Below are 20,340 nucleotides of genomic sequence, written 5' to 3'. Positions count from 1 at the left end.
AGGACTTCCGCATGAACTATCGCAAGTATGCCCTTCTGATTGGCAGCCACACCTTTGAGTATGCCGATCACTTCCCCCCCTTGCGCACGCCCGCCCAAAATGTGGAAAAACTGGCAGCGCTCTTGCAAGACCCAGAGATTGGTGGCTTTGCCGAAGGCGATGTGCGGATGCTCATCAACCGCCCCTACAAAGAGGTTCGGCGGGCGATTATCAATCTGTTTAAAGACAAAACCTACGAAGATTACCTTCTGCTCTATTACTCTGGGCATGGTTTCAAACCGGGGGGGCGCTTGTTTTACGCTGTAACCGATTCTGAACCGGAGTATCCCGAAGATTCGGCAATTGCCGACGCCGAACTGAAAGAGGCAATTCGCGCCAGCAACTCGAAACGGATCGTTGTCATTTTGGACTGCTGCCACAGTGGGGCAGCCCTGAAAAGCGGCGCAATGGCGGCGGGTGATGCGGCACTTGACCTCACCGAAAATCTTGATCACATTGGCTTTGGGCGCGTCTTTATGACTGCCAGCGGCGCTACCCAACAGGCATGGGAATTCGACCAGCCCGGCGATTCCTCACCCTATTCTGTTTTCTCCCGCTTTTTGCTCGAAGGCTTGGCAGAAGGTGCGGCGGATACCGACGACGATACAAACATCTATACCCGTGAACTTTATGATTTCATCCACCACCGCATCAAGGAATCCTTCCCCGCCCTGAACATGACCCCCGGCTACAGCTTTGGCGAGGGGACAAGCGATCTGCTCATTGCCCGCAACCCACGCCCGCGCAAACTCTCCGAGGATATTCGCAAACGCCTTCGTCATGAGAGTTACAAAGAACGCCGTCGTGTCATTGTTGAACTGGAAGATGTCATTCTTGAAAATCGCACCGCCAACCCCCTGCTGGCGGAGGAGGCTGAGCGCGAATTGGCGGCGCTCTCCCAAGACGCCGATGAGCGTGTGCGCGAGACAGCACGGCGTACCCTTGAGGGCATTCGGGGGCTGAACGCCCCACCGCCCACAACGGGAACGGTTATCAAGCGGCTGTTTATTTCCTCCCCAAACGATGTCAAACCAGAGCGCGAGATCGTCAAGCGCGTTGCCACCAAATTGAACGACGATCCCGAATTTCGCGGGCGGCTCAGCCTTGAGACGGTGGCATGGGAAGATGATGAAAGCGCCAAGCGAGCGACGATCTCCGTTCAGGGCAATATAGACCGCAACCTTCCCAAACCAGAAGCGTGCGACATTGTGACCGTCATTTTTTGGTCGCGGATCGGCTCTGAACTGCCCCAAAGCGAACGCCGCCCAAACGGACCTGTCTTTCAGAGCGGCACGGTGGGCGAATACCTTGATGCCCGCGATGCCCCGCGCCAACGCCCAGACGACCCGCCCGCCCTGTTTGTCTACCGTGCCAAGCGCCAGCCGGAATTGACCCTTCACGATCCGCTCAAATTTGGCGACGAACTGAAGCAGCTTACCTACCTCAACGATTTCCTGCGTGAGGAATTCCAGCCCGGCGGGCAGTATGTTCGTTCTCTGAACGAGTACAACGATCTCCCCAACTTTGAAATCCTGATCGAAAAACACCTGCGGGCGGAACTCCGCCGACAGATGATGCCCCGTTCCCCCGACACCGAGGACGCCCCCGCCGCCGCGTCCATGTCCGCCGCACGGGTTGCCGCCCCCTCCACCCAAGACGACGCCTACACCGCCGAGGATGTGCAAACCTACCTGAATTGGGCTATTGAGCAGCACACCTCGCTGGAACTGCGCGGCTTGGGCGAGGGTGGCAGCGCTCCCACCATCCCCCTGGAAAAGGTCTTTGTCGCCCTCAAGGGCAACCGCGCCAGCGCCGCTGAATACCGCGCTAGCCAGAGCATCCTCACCGCTGATATTTTCGAGCGCGAGGACATGCGCGAGGTACTGGAGGAATTCGCCGCCCGTTCGGAGGGGTTCATCCCCATTGAACTACTGGTGAAGGAACTTCAAGATCGGGAATTGGCGGATAATCCGGCGATGCCCACCCTCCAAGAGCGAGATCGCGCTGTGGACGATGCGGAAAAGCCGATCACCTTGGGCGAGGCATTCCGGCGTGAACGCTGGTTGGTCATTCTTGGTGATCCGGGCAGCGGAAAGACAACCCTTGCCCGTTGGCTAGCGTTAAAACTGGCGCTTGGCTTGCGCGATGCCGCCAATCCCGACGAGGCTTTGATTGTCCCCGCCCACCAGATCGACCCCGACAAAGCCCCCGACGATACAGCACAGATCAGCTTGGGCGTGCTGCGTCTGCCCGTCTTGCTGCGCGTTGCCGATTATGCCGAGGCGCTGGCGCGGGCGCGGGTAGAAGGGCGTGGACTACCTATTGAATCCTTCCTCGGCGCACATAAAGGCTTTTTCCGCTGGCAGGCGCCGCCCCTTCCCGAACGGAAAATCAACCGGATGATCCGCGAGTTTATCGGGCGCGGGCAAGCAGTGATCATGCTTGATGGGATGGACGAGATCACCGAAAGCACACAACGCGACGATGTAATCCGCGCCATTGAGTCCTTCACCAGCGACCAGATCAATGCGCGGGGACGTCTGCTCCCCCCAGAGATGAAAGCGTTTGAGGCGCTCCGCCTTGCCGAACTACCACCCGCCGAACACGGCGGCAACCAGATCGTCGTCACCAGCCGCATTGCCGGCTACCACGCCGCCCCCCTGACCGGTGGCTACATGCACGTGACTATCCAGCCGATGGGCGAGAACGCCGTCCGCCACTTCTGCGATCTGTGGATGGGCGCGGCAATGCCTTTGAAATACCCCGGGCTTCCGGCTGAAGAAATTGACGCGCTGGCGGAACAGCAGGCAAGCGGCTTGAAGGCGCAGATTTTCAACCCCGCCCGCCCGCGCATCCGCGAGCTTGCTACGAATCCCCTTCTCATTACGATTTTGGCGCTGGTCTACCTCGAAGATGATCGCGGGCAGCTTCCCGCCCAACGTGCCGAGCTTTACCGCCGCGCCATCAACATCTTGGTCAATGTCTGGCGGCAAAAGCAAACCGGTTTGGGGACGGGCGAACGCTTTGGCGAAAAGCTCAGTCTAGAGCAGATTATTTATGTCCTCGCCCCCGTCGCCGCGTGGATGCATGAAACCACCTCGCGGGGGTACATCACCGCTGGTAAACTGCGCGAAATCATCCGCCCCGAACTGGCAACCATCTTCAAGAAAGATGAGGACGATCTCGCCCTTCAGCATTACGTCGATACCTTCCTGACCACCGTTCAAGAAGATGCTGGACTCCTTGCCGAGCGCGGGAAAGACCTCTACGGATTCCTCCACCTCACCTTTCAGGAATACCTCGCCGGGCGTCACCTCGTCCGGGTGGATCGCCGCCACGAGATGGCGGCGACGCAGATCATCGAAAAGCTGCCCGATCCCCGCTGGCGAGAGCCGATCCTCTTGGCGCTTGGCTATGTCAGTACCGATGAACTCCGCTGGGGTCCCGCCTCGCGGGAAAAACTGCTAGAGGCGATGCTCCAAGCCGACGATACGGATAACCTCCGTGATCTCCTCCCCCGCAGCGCCTTGCTCATCGTGAAGGCTATCGGGGAGATGGGAACCCTCCCCGCGCGGATCATTGAGGACATTACCGAACGCCTTCTCTATGCCTACGCCGATAAAGACGGCTTGGGGCAGTATGACGACCTCATGAATCAAGTCCAAAGCGCCTTCCGGCTGCTTTATGAGAACGACACCAGCCGCCCCATCTTGATCAAAGTCTTGGGGCGAAAACTCCGCCGCGACCCAAAATTGGCGCTTGCCGCTGCCGATCTCTTGCGCCGCAACCGTTGGTATGACCCTGACCTTCTCGGTGGGCTGATTGAGGCGCTCCAATATGACGATGATCGCGCCGATTTTCCCGTGACGAACACCCTCCGCGAAATGCTCAAACCACAGATGGCGGCAGGCATCAAAATTCCCAAAGCTCCCACCCGCGATGCGAAGGTGGAGAAAGACCTCACCGAGACAGAACGCAAATTAACCGCACTCGATTCCGAGCGAGAGACCCTTCTCGCACAGATTGCTAGCATGGAGGCGGATTTTGAGCGCTTGCAAGCGGATTACGAGGCAGAACAAAAACGCCGTGCCGAAGAGTCAGCAGCCCAACGGCGGCAAGCCGACCTTCTCCGTCGCCAGACCATTCCCGAACTCGTGGCGACGTTGGAGCGCATTCTTGCCTCCCCACCCCTTGACGAGGCTGCCTTTAGTGCGGCGCTGACGAAGTTGCGGGGCTACGATCCCACCTTTGGCAGCGGCGTGAAAGGTATGCCGCTTTCGGTGCTATATCCTCGCCTCCGCTCCGTTCTTGATGGGTCAACCTTAGACCGCCTTCAAAAAGACCTTGCCAATCTGGAAGCGACTTACGGGCAGTTGAGCGCCGAATATCCGGCAAAATTAGCGGCATGGGAAGTGGCACAAGCGGCGTATAAGGCGAAGCAGGCAAGCCGACCCACGCCTCCTACCGACCCCCAAAAACCGAAAAATCCGTTTGACCTTCCACCCCTCCCACCGCCCCCGCCCCCGCTCAAGCCCGTCCATCCCGATGAGCGCCTGAACGACCTTCGGGCGCAGATGGCGCGGATCGAATCCGGCGCGGATGAAGCCGACCTTCGGGCGCAGATTGCCGCCCGTTTGCAGGCGCTCATCGAGGGGTAATCTCCCACCCTCCACCCTGTAGGGGCGACCCCATGTAGTCGCCCATCCCTTCCTTCCACATCAGCCCATCACCCCCGCTCCCCAAACAGCGCCCGCCCAATGCGGATGAGCGTTGCCCCTTCTTCAATGGCAACCGGATAATCGTCGGTCATTCCCATACTCAGATCGCTCAGTGCCAGCGCCGGGAAGGACTCCGCGAGCGCATCACGCAGGCGGCGCAGCGCGGCAAAGACGGGACGAGCCGCCTCCATTTCTTCAACAATGGGGGCAATCGTCATCAGCCCGCCAATCTGAACGCCCGCTAAGGCGGCGATCTGCCTCACGGCATCCCACAGGGTGCGGCGCGTATCGGCGTCGTTCTCCCACCCTTGTGCGGGGAAACCATCTTTGCTGACTTCACCGCTCAGGTTCACCTCCAATAAGATGCGCTGCGCAGCGGGGTGCGGACGTTCGGCGGCAAAACGCCCCAAGCGCGTGGCAAGTTTGACCGAATCAACCGAATGGACGGTGTGGAAACCAGCAGCGATCACATCGGCTGCCTTCCGGCTCTGGACATGCCCAACCATGTGCCATTCAAGACGTGCCGCTGTCAGCGCCTCTACTGTGGCAATTTTCCCCGCCGCTTCTTCAACGCGGTTTTCGCCAAATGCCGTGATCCCCGCCGCCGCCGCCGCTGTGACTGCCTCTGGCGGGTGCGTTTTGCTGACAGCGATCAGCCGCACCGTCTCAGGGGTGCGCCCAGCGCGCAGACAGGTTTCCGCCATCGTCGCCCGCAGCGTAGCAGCCCGTTCGGGGATAAACTCATAAGCCATTCTCAGATTACCCTTCATCAACCCTCTAGAGCGATCACCGCACAGAAACGCCCCGTCTTGCCTCGTTCGGCACGGTGTGAATAAAACTCATCCGTGCGCGTCGCCGTGCAGAGTCCCGCCGTCTCAATCTGACAGTCGGGGACGCCCGCCGCCACCAGCAAACGGCGGTTTGCCGCCCACAGGTCAAAATAGGTGCGTCCGGCGGCGTCCCTCTGAATCACCCCATCTGTCGTCCCGAACGCCTCATCGACAGCCGCCACCACCTCTGCGCCCACCTCGTAGTGATCGACCCCGATGCTCGGTCCAATCGCGGCGCGAACATCCGCCGGATTCGTCCCATAGGCGGCGGTCATTGCCTCAAGGGTGCGTGTCGCCACCTTCCCCACCGTCCCCCGCCAGCCGGCATGGGCAATCCCAACGGCGCGGCGGACAGGATCCTGAAAGAGGATTGGTGTGCAGTCGGCAAAGCGCATCGTCAGCGGCAGCGCAGGAATGTTCGTCACCATCCCATCGGCACGTGCTAGCCAGTGACGCCCCGCCGCCCGCCCACTAACAACAACGACATCGGCACTGTGAACTTGCCACACCGTACATGCCGCCTCGCCCGCCACATCCAGGGCAGCGTAAATGCGGCGCAGATTATCGCGCAGGGCGGCAGGATCATCGCCCACCGTCCCTCCCACGTTCAGCGAATCAAAAGGGGCGGGGCTGCTCCCGCCGAGGCGCGTAAAGACCCCATGCGTAAGGGCGGAGTCGCCATGCCAGAGGTCAAATTCGTAATAGATGGGTGTGCTGTTGCGGGCGATTCGGTGCATGTTCAGAGACTCATTAGGCGCTCAATGGCGGTGCTGAGCCGCTCAGCAACATCCCGCGCCATAACCCCCACCGAAGGCGTGATTTCCGCCGCGAGGCTGCCCGCATAGCCATGCACATACGCCCCCACATAGGCTGCCTCGAAAGGGGACAACCCTTGTGCCAAAAGCCCGACGATTGCCCCCGCCAGAACATCCCCCGTTCCGGCGCGGGCGAGTGTGGCATCGGCAAAGGGGATGATCACCGCCTCTCCATCGGGATCAGCGACGACGGTGAATGCCCCTTTCAAGGCAACCACACAACCCCACTGCGCCGCTTTCTCTCGCGCCAGCGCCAGCCGCCGCCCTTGCACAAGCGCCACCCCTGAATGTTGCTCTGTATCCAGCCCCGCCAAGCGTGCCATCTCGCCCGGATGGGGGGTGAGGATCGTGCGACGGGGCAGGAGCGACCACCACTCATCCCGCGTTGCCAGAATGTTCAAGCCATCGGCATCAATGACCAACGGAGGAATGTTCGTCCCCGCGTGTTGGAAGATCGTCTCGAACAAGCCATAGGCGTTGAAGGAACGCCCCATCCCCGGACCAATGAGCGCCGCCGTGTAATCAGGAAGGTTGGTATAAGCAATGCTCGCCCCCGCATCGCTGATTGTCCGTCCCTCCTCTTTGGCGTTGGGGAGCGGCAGCCAGGTCACCTCCAACATCTGGGCGGCAAGCGCATTGACAACGGCGGGCGGCGCGGCAATGGTCACTAGCCCCGCCCCCACTTTGTACGCGCCAAGTGCCGCCAGCCCCGGCGCCCCGATGTAATTTTCCGATCCGCCGATGATCAAGACCTTGCCAAACGTCCCCTTATGGGCGCTGCGGGGACGTTTGGGCAGCTTTTCACCCATGGCTGCGGCGTTCGCCACAAAGGTGCGCTGGACGCTCCTTCTGGAAGGTTTGGGGGGAGGTTCAGCGAGGCAATGGCAAGGTGTCCAACCACCTCTGCCGCCGGAAACAGAAAATGCCCCGGTTTTGCCGCTTCAAAGGTGATCGTCTCGTCGGCGGCAAGCGGCGTTTCCGCCAGCACGCCCGTATCGGCATCCATCCCCGAAGGGACATCCACCGCGATGATGTAGGGGTGGGTGGACAAAAGGTCGTCCCCCTCAAGGGGCAATATCACGTCATGGAGCGCTGAGGCTTTCCCCGCCCGCAGCGCATCCACCGTGTGCCGCACATTTTGCAGCATCGGCACAATCTCCCCGCGCAAAGGCAAGCGCGTCCCCGTCCCCAACAGTGCATCAACGATCACATCAGCGCCCGCCACCGCCGCCCGCAGCGCCTCGCCATTCGTTCCATCAAGGGAACTACAGCCCGCCGCTTTCGCCCGCAGGGCAAGATCGCCACGCTCTGTCTCCGCCATGCGCAAAAAGGCGAGGACAATCTGCCCCTCGCGCTCTGCCGCCTTCAGCCGCTCGGCAAGCAGCCGCCCGGCGACAAGCCCATCCCCGCCGTTGTTGCCCGTCCCCACCAAAATGAGAACACGAGGGTGATCGAGATACCACACCTCCTCCAAAAGGGTCATCACCCGTCCGGCAATGGCGGTGCCGGCGGTCTCCATCATCTGAGCATAGCTGACGCCCTGTTGATCGGCGGCGGCTTCAAGGTCACGCATGTCGGCGGTGGTCAGGACGCGCTGCATCGCTCGGATTTTCCTTTATCGTTGAAAGACACCATGAGCATACCACAGGCGGCACGGATTGTGGGAGGGAACTACCTCGTGCCTCTTGATGCTTTCTTGACCTCTTTTTTCTGCATACTGACGCCATTTTGATCAGCACCTAGCGTACACTTTGGCTGAAACGACAAACCAAAATACCTTAGAATAAGCCCAAAGGTGAACCACTTAGAACCGATATCCGGTTTATGATGCGCCGATTGTTTATGGTGTCGCGGAAGTCCTTGCCGAATGCGAGGTCTAAGTATAGTACAAGCTCACCGAAAAGAGAGGATAGACACACAAAAGAATTCTATCCCCACCCCATGGCAGACGCCCTGTAGGGTGTTTGCCCACTTTGCATAAGAACAGGCAGTGATGAATGTTGGTAGGCTAGAGGCGAAGCCCAAAGCGTTTAATGTCTCTGGCAATTTCTAAGCCATTCACCAAGATAATATTATGACGCTGGCAGTATGCTCGACATTCCAAACTGAAATTGCTGGTGGTAACCAGATACCCCTTATCAATGCCATTATCTTGAAGTGATCCGTAAAATTCGCGGGCAGTCTCAACGCCGACTGTCGCCGTGTAACGTTTACATTGGGCTGCTACAGACTGTATACCGCGCTCTGTATTCTTATTGGCACGCACCATTGCCAACATGCGATAGTAGCCCGCTGAACCGGGGACGGTTTGTAAGACATGCGGATGTGCAAACACAATCACGGGTTTGATGCCGCGATGAATGATCTTGTTCCATGCCTGTTCACTAATAGTCAAATCCGTCCAAACCAAGTCTTCGCCCCGCACTTGATTGAGCATTTCAGCCACTTCTAGCAATTTCCATTCATGGAGTTTGCGGCGGAAGAATGCACTTTTGGCAAGCTGATCCAATGTCCATGCGGTACTGTTTGCTCTGTTGGGCTTTGGGGACATGGCTATCCCTTACGCCGCCAAATGTAGATGCACTTGCGCAGTTCTTCCCGCCCATGTGCACCCATTTGTTGGCTGCTGTTACCTTTTCCTGTCGGCAGCACCTAGATCGATTCCACAGTGAAGCCCGCCTGTTCCCCAAAGTCGGAGAGGATGAGATCAACGGGGATGGTCGCGCCGCCATAACGAACGTTATCGTTGACCATCACAAACGTCGCACCAGGCTTAAGCAAACGGGCGCACTCGAAAATCACAAGTGATAACTCAAAGAAGTAGTTTCGCACCATGCGTGGAATACCCGAATTATTAAGTGTCTTTGCTGTTTTCTGTTGCTCCAAATAGATCAAAATTGACTGAAGTTCCCGCTGCCCTGTAAATGCTGATGATGCCGCAGCGTACTGGTCAGTCGTGAAAACGTGCGACAATCCCCGTTTGTCTTTGTTTTCTACTGTGCAGGACACCATCGCCTGACGCAGAGCGCGAAGGCGCGTTTCATCCACACCGAGCATCGCCAGTTCAAGGGCATAGGTGCGCGTATAATCGTAGCGATTGGCATAAGGCGGCGAGGTGATTAATCCATCGAATGAGGCAGTTTTTAGGGTCGGCAGAACATCGAGACAAGAGCCTTGAATAACGTCAAGGGGACCCAATTGTTGACTGACAGGGAACAAATCCAACATACCTTGCCTCGGTTGAAGGTCGTCGCTGATTTCAGCCAACTTCACTAGAATCGCCTCATCGAAGGTGTAAATCCTCCCTTTGTTGAAAGGTTTTGCTCCCTGCCGCCGATTAGAACGGTAATCCCACCGAAGACATTGACCATCCTTGCGGGTGTAGCTGATTTCCTCCAGCACACATAGTGCGGCAAAGCGTAGTAGCCGAGCAGCAATGGATTCCTCACCCGTCACCGCTGTCATATACCGCTCTAAGGCAAGCTGTGTTTCAGAAGAGAATGCGCCTGAGGTGATCCGAAGATGTGGAAACGACCAATGCGGATGATGCCCCAACCATGGTTTTTCTGTTCGCCAGTGATCGAGAACGTCGCGCAGCTCATGCCGCCGCTCTTGTATCTGCTGACGAACTTCAATAATTTCACACCCAACCGGGAGCAGCTCTATACCAACACTTTCCAAACCGCATTCACTTGCGGTAAAGAGCGCCGTTCCTATCCCGGCAAATGGATCAAGGAGTCTGCCTTGATCCATACCCAACGTCTCGATGAGGTAATGAACGAGCGCTTCGGAGAAACCCTCTTTGTATTTGAACCAACGGTAGGCTGGCTTGGTTTTGTTCGCCTGAAAACTGACAAGCTGTCGACTTAAACGTGTATTCACACGTAGCTTGTCTGCAAAACGCTGCTCCAGTTCAGCATTTCCGGTTTGAATAACCTCTAATGCATTCAGCATATCCGCTCAATTCCCTAGTGGTACACTATGTCCGGTTTACCCCCTCAACGCGCCTTCGCTCACCGCATGAATTGTTCCAAATAGCGCTTGCTCTGCGTTAGGGAGCGTTTACGATCCGCCAGCGCCCCCTCATAGGCGCGATCTTCGACCTCTACACAGACCGCCCCCTTATAGCCCACATCGCTGAGCGCCGAGAAGAACTTTCCCCAATGAACATCGCCCAAGCCCGGGAGCTTTGGCGTTGACCACCCTAAACCCGTCACCCCACGCTCGTACAGCACATCATAGCGGACTTTCAAATCTTTGGCGTGCGCATGGACGAACCGCCCATGAAACTCATAGATCGCCCGCTCGTAATCAATGAACTGCCACACTAAGTGCGAGGGATCGAAATTCAAACCGAAATAGGGCGTCGGAAAACGGGCAAACATCCGCCGCCACACATCAGGCGAAATCGCCATGTTCTTGCCGCCCGGGAATTCATCGTTGCTAAACAGCATCGGGCAATTTTCGATGCCCACCTTCACTTGTTGACTCTCGGCAAATTCCAAAATGGGCTGCCAGACGGATTCAAAAACGGGGAAATTGTCGTCAATCGTCTTGACCTGATCGCGCCCGACGAAGGTATTCATCACCCCAACGCCAAGCAGGTTTGAGGCGGCAATCACTTTCTTGATGTGATCCACGTAGACGGTGCGTTCCTCAAGGATGGGCGTCAGTGGGTTGGGATAGTAGCCCAAGCCGGAAATGCTCACCCCATACTGCTGCGTCAGGGCATTGACGCGGGCAGCATCGGCGGCGGTGAAGTTCGTCACATCAAGGTGTGTCACCCCCGCGTAACGGCGCTCTGCCTTGCCGAGGGGCCAACACATCACCTCGACGCAATCGTAGCCGGTCTCAGCGGCAAATTTCAGAACCTCCTCAAGGGAGAGGTCGGGCAAAATCGCGGTCACAAATCCCAGTTTCATCAAAGGACTCCTTTAGGTATGCTGCCCAAAGATAAACGTTTTGATAGCGTGAGCAACGCCATCCTGATCGTTCGTCAGGGTGATGTAATTGGCAACCCGTTTCAAATGCTCATGCCCGTTTGCCATTGCCACGCCAACCCCGGCGAGTTCGAGCATCTCAATATCGTTTTCGCCGTCGCCAATTGCCAAGACGCGCTCTGGCGAGACACCCATATCCTTCAACAGCCATGCCAACCCCGCCCCCTTCGATGTCCCACGAGGGAGGACTTCCAAAAACTGAGGAAGTGAAGTTAGTACCGAGGCGCGTTCTTCGCCAAGATGGGCGAGCAGATCGCGCCGAATGTCGGGAATCCGCGCCGGATCGTCAATGATGATCAGCTTATTCACCGGATGGGCAGCGGGCAAGTCAACCAACTGATCGCCCCATTCGGTGGGCGGATGTTCGGCATAGCTTTGGAGCGTGTTCGTCAGCGCGTTACGGCGACGGGTGGCAATCATATCCCCGTTATAGAGGACGACAGTCAGATCACAGGCGACGATGAACTCAATGGCGTGTTTGGCAATTTCGGCAGCCATGTAGGTGTTGTGGCGAAGCGTGCCATCGGCGTTGTAGATGTTCAAGCCTTGCATAAACACACCCGGCGTCGTCAATTGCAGTTTGTTCAAGACAGGGAGTGTGGTGAGGCGGGGGCGTCCGGTAGCAATGACCACCTTAATCCCACGTCGAATCGCCTCTTGAAGAGCGCTCTCCGTGCGGGGGGTGATTTCATGGTGGGTGTTCAACAGTGTGCCGTCCACATCAACGGCAATCAAGTCAATTGGGGTGGAATGGTTGTAGTCGCTCATGAAGGAAGATTATAACGGTTTCTGCGTGGCTGTCGCACCTTACCCGTGAAGGTTTTCCTTAAAGGGGGCGTTTGGATCGTGTAGGAATGCCTCTCGCAAACCTACCCAAAACTCGTTATGCTCTCCGGCATAATGACGGGAAATGACCCGCCTGTTGCCCAAGCAATGCACAGAGGAGAGCGAGTTATGAGCCGGTTTCGACGGCGCATCAGCGCCCTTGTGGGAATCATCGTTTGTTTTATCCTCGCCGTTCCCGCCGCACCAGCGGGAATTGTGCGCGGGCAAGCGGGCTATCAGGGGTATGAGTTCGCCTATATTGATGGCAGCGGATCGCGTCTGACCTTCTATACGATCAACCCGATCACCGGTGTGCCAGCCCCGCGCTTTTTGCTCGATGCGCCGAACGGTTATCCCCTCGTCAGGGCGTTTCTCTCCCCAACAGGACGCTACGCCGTCCTCGGTTTTGGCAGCGCCCCACAGATTTTTGGCTTGGCGCTCTTGGATATTAAAACGGCGACCTACACGGTGATTGCCAACCCCACCCCGCTTGCCGATTACGCTGAAGTGGCGTGGTCGCCCGATGGGATGAATTTCACTTACCTCAACCGCAAACCGAACCTTTACCGCGCGCTCTACAACGCCGTCAACCTGAAGGCAACCCCTCTCCCGACGATGAACAGCCTTGTGGAGGGACGCTTTTCCCCTGATGGACGACGCTTGGCGGGGATCACCGCCCGCACGCGGGGCGATGGGCAGGTGGAATACAGCCTGACCATCTTCACCCTTGCCACCGGACGGCAAGACTACACCGCGCCAGTGACTGTCTTGTCCCCCTTCCAAGTCGATCCGATATGCGGCTTGGCGTGGTCGCCCGATGGCACGGCGCTTGCCTTTGCTACTCCTTGCGACGACAGCGCCCCTAGTGAAGTATTCGTCGTTGGACCGGGGGGGCTAAGCCAAGTGAGCAAAAATGGCGCAGCGCTCATCGTCGGGGACATTCCCGTCCGCACCGTGACCCGCAACACGCTGAACTGGTTTGAGCGGGGAACACTGTTCGTGGGCAGCTACCTAGAGGGCGTTTACAACGCCGACCCCGCCCCAAAGCCGCCCCGCGTCGCCAGCCGGACGGCTGCCCACGAAATCATCAGCGGACGCTCAATCCCCTTGATCGCCACGACGAACCCCGTAGCTGTCTTGGAATGGGCGCAAAACCCGACGACGGGGGTGGTTGCCTTCCGCGCCCGCGAGAGCAGTACCGAAGGGGCAGTGATCCGCGAATGGGTGGGCGTCGGTACTTACGATCAGGGGAAGGGGATTTTGCCCACAGGCAACTACGCGCCGGGTTGCGATTTTTTGCGCTGGTCGCCCGATGGCGGTTGGTTGGCATACCGCGAACTCTCTCAATATTGTTGGGAGCAGCGCTCCCTGACGATCATTGAGGCGAACAGCGGCGCAGCAAGTCAGGTGCAGATTGTCGCTGGGGACATGCAGTATGTCGTGTTGGTGGGGTGGGTGTTCAGCCAGTAAGCTGTTCAACGCTTATTACAGTACCCTCACTGGTTGGGCTGCAACCAGCCTTCTTACAAGAAGGGCGGGCGTCGCTCGTTTACCCCTTAGATCACCACCGCCTAGCCCATCGATAAGTATATCGTGATAAGCAGGGCTGTCAACCACTAAGGGGTCAATCTCCTTGAAAAATGCTGTAGGCACTTCCCCTTCCGCCGTCTTTCCCGCTGGCGGCACAATGTAAAACAAGGTCCGGATCAGGTAGACGAGGAACGCCAGCGGGACACTGATCCACGCGCAAAGCGCCCCCACCGCATACGGTCCCGGTTCGATCATCGCTTGCTGCCAAAAGTTCCGGCGCGGCGTCCCTTGCCCATTCTGTCTTGAGCAGGTGGCATAAAATGTAAGCATGAAGGGTGATAAAGACCTGAACGCCATGACCACGCTATAGAAACTGACAGCGCGGGGGGTGTTGGGTATTTCCCCATGAGCGCAGTACGAAAGAGGACAAAGGGCTACATCATGAGGAAGATCGTGACCACTCAGCCTGAGTCGTTCATTATTGTGGGACAATACACACTTCGCCCTCGGTACAAACCCATCATCAGCACGATCAGATTCGTCATATGGCTGCCACACCACTGACCTACCAATGGCAGCACTCGCTCAAGCAGGATACTATACAAGTGGGGAATGGCGATTGTTCACATTGGCTACTCCGGTTCGGTTTTGTTTGGTCATTTAACCTTAATCCTAGTTTCCTCCGCCTTCAATCCCTTTTCCTTCGTCCATTTGTTCAGTGTTCGGTTGCTAGAAATATGAAGAATCCAATTCTTGAACCACAAGAGGTGTGTATCCTTGCGATGGCGACAGTTCAAAATCACATTAAATCCATTAGCTACTTTGAAGGTATAGCTGAAAGTGAACTCACGTATATTGCGGAAAGGACTGCGTTGCGGACTTTTTCTGGCGGGGAAATGATCTTTCTAGAAGGCGAACCCGCCGAAGGGTTATGGATTGTTGAAAAAGGAACTATCAAAATTTTCAAGCTCAATCAGATGGGTGAAGAACATATACTGCATCTGTGCGGACCGGGTAAGACATTCAACGACATCAGTGCGCTGGATGGAGGCGATAATCCCGCCAATGCTGCTGCCTTGAGTTCAAAAGCCTTTGTATGGTTGGTGCCGTCGGGAGTCATAAAATATGTCCTGATCCAAAATCCGCAGATTGCATTCAATGTAATCAGCTTGCTGGCAGGACGTGTGCGGTCTCTAGTCGGGCAAATCGAAGATCTGGCGTTGTATTCGGTCATTGTTCGGCTCGCCCGTTTTTTACTGAAACAGGCTGAAGACCCTTCGCTCAGTGGTCCTGGTATCACTCGTACTGCTATTGCGGCACATATCAATACCACTCCCCAGACGATCAGCAATATGCTGCATTCTCTAGAAGAGGCAGGGGCAATCCAGTTTGATCGTCACCGAATTGTCATTGTAAACGAACTCATCCTTCGCTCTATTGCCATGCTCTAATCGTGTTATTTGTCACGTTTTTCCTGTGATCAATGACACCCAGCATATTCCCTTTTAAGCCAGCTTAAATACACATCGTTCCCGTTACTTTATGCTAAAGACATAAATGGATGGGAGCTTTAAGTTTCATGGATTACACAAACATGCCTCGCAGCTAAACCATCCCACATTAAGCGCTAACGGGAGGGCTATCAAATGAAATCCACGCAACTGCTGGACGATCTCGAATTTCATGATCCCGTACCCTTTGCTCAACCACTTCTGGTCGATCAAAACAGTCGTATCTTGCGCTGGATGCTTAAACCCGGACAACAGATTGAAGCCCATAAGGTGCCCGACTCGCCTTTTTACGTGATCGTCCTTAAGGGACGTGGCATGTTCGCGGGACATGATAAGCAGGAACTGGAATATGGACCTTATTCGCTGCTGATTTTCGAGCAGGGTGAAGTTCATTCAGTACGCGCCCTGGATGAAGAACTGGTCTTTGTCAGTTTTCTTAAAGGGGCAGAAACAATGCGACCTGGGCGAATAGGCGGTGAGATTGGGCGCGAGTAGTTCAAAAAAGGTGTTGCTCGCATGAATTCACAATGGATGCCTCAGATTAATTACCGAACGTGTACTGGCTGTGGCAATTGTCTTGTAAGCTGCTCTACGGAGGCATTAGGCAAGCTGGATGGTAAAGCCAAACTACTTCAGCCGGAAAATTGTACCTACTGCGCTGCCTGCGAGGCTGTTTGCCCGGTTGGCGCTATCGAACTGCCCTATTTAATCGTGAGAAATGAATATAGAGAAGATGTCCATGATGCGTAAGGAGGTTAACCCTAATTTTGTCTCAGCGGTCCTAATCGGATTTACTATTCTGATTCTGGCGATATTGCCCATACGAATTCAAATTGTCCCGAATGGGGCTTCCGCCCAGGAAGCACCCGTGACCGCGGAACCCATTACCGTTGCTCAGCCTGAAGCACGTGTAGTCGAATACACACTCAGAACAGTGATCGGACAGACACCACCGATGGCTTATATCGGAGTTGGGGGCAAGATTGATGGACAGATCAATCCCCAGCTAACCGCCAATGTAGGGGACACAGTACGTATCACCTTAATCAACGGCGATCCCGTACTTCACAATTTACGGATCGATGAGTTTGCGGCTGCTACTGCTGATCTCTTAACGCAAGATCAGCAAGAAACCATCGAATTTGTGGTCGATAGACCTGGTGAGTTCGTTTATCATTGCTCGATCCCAGGTCATCATGAGGTCGGCATGTTTGGCACGTTCACCGTCACAGGCGCGGCAACTGATGAGTATGTTAGTGCTACCCCAACTGTCGAAGCCGCCGCAGAAGCGACGGTTGCTCCGGCAGTTGCCGATGCTGTTTCAATCATCCGCAATCCCGCTGATTTACCTGCCCCTATCGGAGATCGCGCGCCAACGATAGTTCAGGTTGACCTTACTACTGTTGAAGTTGCGGGTCAACTCGCCGATGGCACAACCTATCACTATATGACCTTTAATGGTCAAGTGCCGGGACCCATGATACGCGCACGAGTAGGGGATACTGTCGAAGTAAATCTACAGAATGACCTGACCAGCACTTTACCTCACTCGATTGATCTTCATGCGGTGACGGGTCCGGGTGGTGGCGCCATCTTTACCCAGACGTTACCGGGCAAAACCACCTCGTTCACTTTCCAGGCGCTGCAACCTGGTTTGTATGTCTATCACTGTGCCACCGCGAGCATCGGTCATCATATTTCCAGCGGGATGTATGGCATGATCCTTATCGAACCGGAAGGTGGTTTACCACCAGTGGATCGTGAGTTCTACATGATGCAAGGTGAAATTTACACCGCGCAGCCCTTTGGTACACAGGGGCATCTGAGTTTTAGTCATGAGCTAATGTTAGACGAAGACCCTGAGTACCTCGTCTTCAACGGGGCGGTAGGTGCGCTGACTCTGGATGAATACGCGCTGCGTGCCAACGTTGGCGAAACAGTTCGCATCTATTTCGGTGTAGGCGGTCCTAATTTCACGTCGTCGTTCCATCTCATCGGGGAAATTTTTGATCGGGTTTACGATCAGGCATCACTCACCGCCGCACCGTTGACCGATGTTCAAACGACACTTGTGCCGCCAGGGGGCGCTGCTGTCGTCGAATTCACGCTGGATGTGCCGGGTCGTTATATTCTGGTGGACCATGCACTGGCACGCCTGGAGCGTGGGCTTGCCGGGTATCTCTACGCTGAAGGTGAAGATAATCCGGCAATCTTTCACGGCGAAGGTGCTGCCCACATGTCCGGTCATTAGTCTGTAAAACGACCGGGGTGCTGGTGGAGAGTGGTATTCCACCAGCACCCACCTCGTACACCAGCTCTGAAGTATTTGTTTGGGAAGGAATTACTGTGCCGACACTATCACGCTGGTTTATCAAAATAGGGATGCTCTACTTGGCACTTGGCTTGGCGATGGGAACGGTGATGTTAGCACAGCCAGTCATGGGCTGGGATTCCAGTCTTCAGGTACTGCGTCCGGTCTATTTGCATTTTCTGTTTATCGGGTGGGTAACACAGCTTATCATGGGTGTTGGTTACTGGATGTTTCCCAAACGATCTAAAGAAAAACCACGCGGGAGTGAACGACTCGGTTGGCTGGTACTCATTCTGCTCAATGTTGGGCTAGTATTGCGCTCGATTGGTGAGCCAGCAGTTGTGTTGTTTCCACAGGCTCGTTTAGGCTGGACACTCGCTGTCGCGTCGCTTTGTTTGCTGTTGGCTGGTTGGGGCTTCATCTTCAACACATGGGGACGAATCAAGGAGCGTTAATCATGCCAAAACTAAGCGTCTGGCTGGTTCGGTCAGCCTTAATTCACATGGGGGTTGGCTTTTTATTCGGCTCTCTCATTCTCCATCACAAAGGTATTCCGATTTACGACTGGACATGGAAACTGCTAAATCCGCACATCGAATTCATGATTTTTGGCTGGACAATACAATTTGTGATGGGCATCGCCTTCTGGATACTACCGCGCTTTAGCAGTGAACCGCGTCACGGTAAAGCCGTTTGGGGCTGGTGGAGTTTTGGGCTACTCAATGGCGGTATTCTAATGACCGCTGCCGGTGCGTGGTTCAACGACGACTTACTCTTGCTGGCAGGACGTTTAGGAATACTGACCGCGGTTGTCCTATTTATCAGGTTGATCTATCCGCGTGTTAAGCCTCTGGGCGGCAACGCGGCTTCTCAAATATCGTAAACCCTAAAATACAGGAGAACACTTATGACACAGCTTGACGTTCGTACCATTCAACCTCGTGACCGTCACCCAATAATCTTCCAAACCTTTGATAATCTGAAAGTGAACGAGTCGTTTGAACTGATCAATGATCACGATCCCAAACCTCTGTATTATCACTTCACGCATGAACGCGCTGGTTTGTTTGGGTGGGAATATCTGGAAGAAGGACCTGAAACATGGCGGGTTCGCATTACACGCACCCAAACAGGCGCCTAACCCATGATCCATTCTGTAACTACAGACTATACGGTGGTTGATAATCTGGCGGGATTGCTAGAGAACATCCAACCCGACAGCATCACCAGCCGGACATTTTATAAAAGTGATCGTTTGAAAGCTATCATGTTCGGTTTCGATACAGGGCAGGAGCTTTCCGAACACACATCGAGCCATGCGGCAATTATCCAGATTGTGCAGGGCGACGCCACCATCACGGTAGGCGATGATAAATACGAGTTGAATGCCGGGTGTTGGCTGCATATGCAGCCGCGTTTAAAGCATAGTGTTTATGCTAAAACACCGCTGACTATGCTGTTGTTGATGCTTGGCGCAGATTGAAAGTGTAGAACAATGAAGGCTGTACAGTTTCTTCCGCGTATTTTGCTACTGCTGACTGTAGCCATTACGCTGTTGGGCGGATTAGGATCGGGTCTAGCTCGACTTGGCTGGCAAATGGACTCCCTCAGCCAAAACTGGATTCTTGTACACGGTCCGCTGATGATCTGCGGCTTTTTAGGCACGCTCATTTGCCTTGAGCGTGCCGTCGTACTGGCTTCACGTTATCACTGGAGTATGTCTGTTCCTATGATAAACGCTGCCGGAGCCGCTGCTTTACTGCTTACACGGGATACGGCGTTAGCAAAGCTCTTGCTGACAGCAGGTAGTTTGGGTTTGCTGCTGCTGTTCATACTGATGCTGCGCTTGCATCCATCCCGTGATATGGTCATTATGGCTTTAGGTACAGGATGTTGGGTTGTTGGGAATGGTTTGTGGCTTGCTGGACATCCTGTTTATCAGGTGGTTCACCTGTGGACGGCTTTTCTCATTCTAACCATCGTTGGGGAGCGTTTAGAGCTTTCACGAGTGCGCCGCCTTACCCGCACCAGCGAATATCGGCTAATATTTACAGTTGCTATTTATCTGGCAGGTATCCTGCTCACAATTTTCAACCTTGATCTGGGCATCCGACTGTTAGGGTTCGGAGCAGTATTGATAGCAGGATGGTTGCTGCATTACGACATCGCACGTCGCACGATCTATCAACAAGGATTGGTACGATATATTGCTGCATGTATGCTCATCGGTTACATGTGGTTGGGTGTAGGCGGTGTGATTGGTATCTGGAAAGGGGCGCTGTATGCCGGACCAGACTACGCGACGATGCTACACGCCTTCCTGTTAGGCTTTGTCTTTTCCATGATCTTCGGACATGCCCCTATAATCCTGCCTGGTATAACCGGTTTGCGCCTAAATTATACCCCCTTGTTCTATGGACATCTTTTCCTGCTGCATACCGCACTCATTTATCGCACCTATGGCAGTCTAACGCTGGATCTCACAGCGCAGCAGTGGGGTGGATTGTTCAATGTTATCGCAGTGCTATTATTTTTGATGGTAACTATATATTCGCTTTACAAATCCAATATTGCCAAGCATATTTATCCATATCAAAAATAGACCCGTATGCTAGATCAGAAAAGCCGACGCCCTAAGAATAACCGCAATGAACAGGCGGGATGGCGCATGATCCCGCCGCTAAAGCAGGGGGCACCGTTTCGGGGCTTGGAAGCCATTTGTCGCGCCGGTTGTTCTACACTTCTTCACCCCAACGGACTT

Annotated in this window: 19 protein-coding genes and 1 pseudogene; 11 read left to right on the top strand and 9 right to left on the bottom strand. The window is 55.3% G+C overall.

Translation table 11 applies throughout. The features are described from left to right. The first annotated feature begins 11 nt into the window (after nt 1-11). Nucleotides 12-4,697 (top strand): caspase family protein, encoded by a 4,686-nt coding sequence (locus HS103_12715; GenBank protein ID MBE7513661.1) that lies wholly within the window; start codon nt 12-14, stop codon nt 4,695-4,697. Between the two features lie 68 nt (nt 4,698-4,765). Here HS103_12715 and HS103_12710 read toward each other — a convergent pair whose 3' ends face one another. The 8 genes and pseudogenes from HS103_12710 to HS103_12675 form a co-directional block, all read right to left on the bottom strand. After that, complete coding sequence (locus HS103_12710) at nt 4,766-5,509, bottom strand: YggS family pyridoxal phosphate-dependent enzyme (GenBank protein ID MBE7513660.1); 744 nt, start codon at nt 5,507-5,509, stop codon at nt 4,766-4,768. A 17-nt stretch (nt 5,510-5,526) separates the two neighbouring features. Further along, nucleotides 5,527-6,324, bottom strand: coding sequence for a peptidoglycan editing factor PgeF (gene pgeF, locus HS103_12705; GenBank protein ID MBE7513659.1), 798 nt, complete (start codon nt 6,322-6,324; stop codon nt 5,527-5,529). 2 nt (nt 6,325-6,326) lie between these two features. Beyond that, complete coding sequence (locus HS103_12700; protein MBE7513658.1) at nt 6,327-7,211, bottom strand: NAD(P)H-hydrate dehydratase; 885 nt, start codon at nt 7,209-7,211, stop codon at nt 6,327-6,329. Beyond that, entirely contained in the window at nt 7,148-8,002 is an 855-nt protein-coding gene (locus HS103_12695; GenBank protein MBE7513657.1) for a hypothetical protein, read from the bottom strand. Before HS103_12695 ends, HS103_12700 begins: the two co-directional genes overlap by 64 nt. A gap of 408 nt (nt 8,003-8,410) precedes the next feature. Then, complete coding sequence (locus HS103_12690; protein MBE7513656.1) at nt 8,411-8,953, bottom strand: restriction endonuclease; 543 nt, start codon at nt 8,951-8,953, stop codon at nt 8,411-8,413. A 2-nt stretch (nt 8,954-8,955) separates the two neighbouring features. Continuing rightward, a pseudogene (locus tag HS103_12685) lies at nt 8,956-10,356 on the bottom strand (site-specific DNA-methyltransferase). 59 nt (nt 10,357-10,415) lie between these two features. After that, nucleotides 10,416-11,324 (bottom strand): sugar phosphate isomerase/epimerase, encoded by a 909-nt coding sequence (locus HS103_12680; protein MBE7513655.1) that lies wholly within the window; start codon nt 11,322-11,324, stop codon nt 10,416-10,418. Nucleotides 11,325-11,336: 12 nt separating this feature from the next. Further along, nucleotides 11,337-12,170 carry an HAD family hydrolase gene (locus tag HS103_12675; GenBank protein ID MBE7513654.1) on the bottom strand — a complete coding sequence of 278 codons (834 nt, stop codon included), beginning with the start codon at nt 12,168-12,170 and terminating at the stop codon, nt 11,337-11,339. Nucleotides 12,171-12,356: 186 nt separating this feature from the next. Here HS103_12675 and HS103_12670 point away from each other — a divergent pair, with 186 nt between their 5' ends. Further along, complete coding sequence (locus HS103_12670; protein ID MBE7513653.1) at nt 12,357-13,697, top strand: PD40 domain-containing protein; 1,341 nt, start codon at nt 12,357-12,359, stop codon at nt 13,695-13,697. Between the two features lie 15 nt (nt 13,698-13,712). Here the strand turns inward: HS103_12670 and HS103_12665 are convergent, their stop codons facing one another. Then, nucleotides 13,713-14,087: a hypothetical protein gene (locus HS103_12665; GenBank protein ID MBE7513652.1), complete on the bottom strand. Its 375-nt coding sequence runs from the start codon at nt 14,085-14,087 to the stop codon at nt 13,713-13,715. A 215-nt stretch (nt 14,088-14,302) separates the two neighbouring features. Between HS103_12665 and HS103_12660 the strand changes: the two genes are divergently transcribed. The 9 genes from HS103_12660 (at nt 14,303) to HS103_12620 (ending at nt 20,181) form a co-directional block, all read left to right on the top strand. Further along, nucleotides 14,303-15,208, top strand: coding sequence for a Crp/Fnr family transcriptional regulator (locus tag HS103_12660; protein ID MBE7513651.1), 906 nt, complete (start codon nt 14,303-14,305; stop codon nt 15,206-15,208). Nucleotides 15,209-15,403: 195 nt separating this feature from the next. After that, nucleotides 15,404-15,763: a hypothetical protein gene (locus HS103_12655; GenBank protein ID MBE7513650.1), complete on the top strand. Its 360-nt coding sequence runs from the start codon at nt 15,404-15,406 to the stop codon at nt 15,761-15,763. 21 nt (nt 15,764-15,784) lie between these two features. Then, nucleotides 15,785-16,018 carry a 4Fe-4S binding protein gene (locus HS103_12650; protein ID MBE7513649.1) on the top strand — a complete coding sequence of 78 codons (234 nt, stop codon included), beginning with the start codon at nt 15,785-15,787 and terminating at the stop codon, nt 16,016-16,018. Continuing rightward, the gene (nirK, locus tag HS103_12645; GenBank protein ID MBE7513648.1) at nt 16,002-17,519 is read left to right on the top strand and encodes a nitrite reductase, copper-containing; all 1,518 of its coding nucleotides are present in this window, start codon (nt 16,002-16,004) and stop codon (nt 17,517-17,519) included. The genes HS103_12650 and nirK overlap by 17 nt, the downstream gene beginning before the upstream one ends. A gap of 95 nt (nt 17,520-17,614) precedes the next feature. Further along, nucleotides 17,615-18,034 carry a hypothetical protein gene (locus HS103_12640; GenBank protein MBE7513647.1) on the top strand — a complete coding sequence of 140 codons (420 nt, stop codon included), beginning with the start codon at nt 17,615-17,617 and terminating at the stop codon, nt 18,032-18,034. A 2-nt stretch (nt 18,035-18,036) separates the two neighbouring features. Next, a complete protein-coding gene (locus tag HS103_12635) occupies nt 18,037-18,462 on the top strand; it encodes a hypothetical protein (GenBank protein ID MBE7513646.1) in 426 nt (141 codons plus the stop codon). Nucleotides 18,463-18,486: 24 nt separating this feature from the next. Next, complete coding sequence (locus tag HS103_12630; protein MBE7513645.1) at nt 18,487-18,720, top strand: DUF2249 domain-containing protein; 234 nt, start codon at nt 18,487-18,489, stop codon at nt 18,718-18,720. A gap of 3 nt (nt 18,721-18,723) precedes the next feature. Then, nucleotides 18,724-19,062 (top strand): cupin domain-containing protein, encoded by a 339-nt coding sequence (locus HS103_12625; protein MBE7513644.1) that lies wholly within the window; start codon nt 18,724-18,726, stop codon nt 19,060-19,062. Between the two features lie 12 nt (nt 19,063-19,074). Continuing rightward, nucleotides 19,075-20,181 carry a hypothetical protein gene (locus tag HS103_12620; GenBank protein ID MBE7513643.1) on the top strand — a complete coding sequence of 369 codons (1,107 nt, stop codon included), beginning with the start codon at nt 19,075-19,077 and terminating at the stop codon, nt 20,179-20,181. Nucleotides 20,182-20,340: the final 159 nt, after the last annotated feature.

The organism is Anaerolineales bacterium, assembly GCA_015075625.1.
In the GTDB taxonomy this organism is placed as follows: Bacteria; Chloroflexota; Anaerolineae; order Aggregatilineales; family UBA2796; genus UBA2796.
The sequence above is the reverse complement of the archived record's forward strand: the minus strand, read 5'-3'. Positions and strand labels throughout refer to the sequence as shown.